Annotated in this window: 2 pseudogenes; both read left to right on the top strand. The window is 63.1% G+C overall.

The annotated features are described in order from the left end of the window. A pseudogene (locus IVA91_RS27165) lies at positions 1–238 on the top strand (hypothetical protein); the annotation flags it as partial. Between the two features lie 215 nt (positions 239–453). After that, positions 454–1,222 (top strand): annotated as a pseudogene (locus IVA91_RS27170) (IS66 family transposase); the annotation flags it as partial. Positions 1,223–1,314: the final 92 nt, after the last annotated feature.

Below are 1,314 nucleotides of genomic sequence, written 5' to 3' on the forward strand. Positions count from 1 at the left end.
CCGACGAAATGGACGAGGTCGCCGTCAAGGGCTCCATCGCATCGAAGTCAGAGACAGCAATGGCGATCCCGACCAGGCCGTTCTTGAGATCAGGTATCGCAAGATTCGCATTCTGCCGCCGATCGGAAAGCAGAAGCGCTATCCCGCTCTGACCCTGACGGTGATCCATGCCGAAGAGCGCGGGACGCCGAAAAACAGAAAGAAGATCGATTGGAAGCTGATCACCGACGTCGGCTGATGGCGTGGTGACAATCACCCCAGCCCAGCTTGGCTTGGAGGGCATCGACTGGCGGATGCCGCAACAGACCTGGCGACCGCAGGCGGCTGGCTGATCGCTGGGATTTGAATCGGTGACAGGATCAGCGGTTCGGACAGAGACCGCGTCTTGTGATTCTCTGGTCGGCGATGAGCGCCGATGATTCTCTTCCCGACGATGTGACCACGCTGCACGCGATGCTGCGCGCCGAGCGAGCGGCCCGGTTGGCCGCGGAAGCCGAGGCCCAGGCGGGAACATTGCTGATCGAGAAGCTCAAGCTCACGATCAAGAAGCTCCGGCACGAGCAGTTCGGACAGTCCTCCGAGCGAGGCGCATTGCTGGACCAGCTCGAGCTACAGCTCGCCGACCTGGAGGAGAACGCGGCTCAAGCTGAGACCGCGGCGCAGATGGCAGCCGAGAAGATTGCGGTGCCATCGTTCGAGCGCCGCATCCAGCCCGCCGGCCGCTGCCGGAGCATTTGCCGCGGGAGCGCATTGTCTATCCCGTGCCGGCCACCTGCCCATGCTGCGGCGACAGTCGATTGCGCAACATTGGCGAGGACGTAACCGAGACGCTGGAGCTCGTTCCGCGCCAGTGGAAGGTGATCCAGCACGTCCGCGAGAAGCTCGTCTGCCGGGCCTGCGAAGCGATCACTCAACCGCCGGCCCCCTCGCATCCGATTGCGCGCGGGCGTGCAGGGTCCAAGCTGCTGGCCCATGTCTATTCGCCAAGTACGGCCTGCACCTGCCGCTTCATCGTCAGAGCGATGTCTATCAGCGTGAAGGCATCGACCTCGACGCATCGACGCTCGCGGAAAGGGTAGGTGCCTCCGCGGCAACCCTGATGCCTCTGGTCGATGCGATCCGGAGCCACGTCTTCGCGGCGGAGCGCATCCACGCAGATGACACCACGGTGCCGGTCCTGGCCAAGGGCAAGACCAGGACTGGCCGGCTCTGGACCTATCTATGGACGGTCCCCGCTTTGCAAGGCCATTTGCTTTGTTCCGGCTAGCGATCGTTTGCAGCTATCTATCCGGCTTTATGGCGATGCTACGAGCC

The organism is Bradyrhizobium sp. 153, assembly GCF_023073835.1.
Classification (GTDB): Bacteria; Pseudomonadota; Alphaproteobacteria; order Rhizobiales; family Xanthobacteraceae; genus Bradyrhizobium.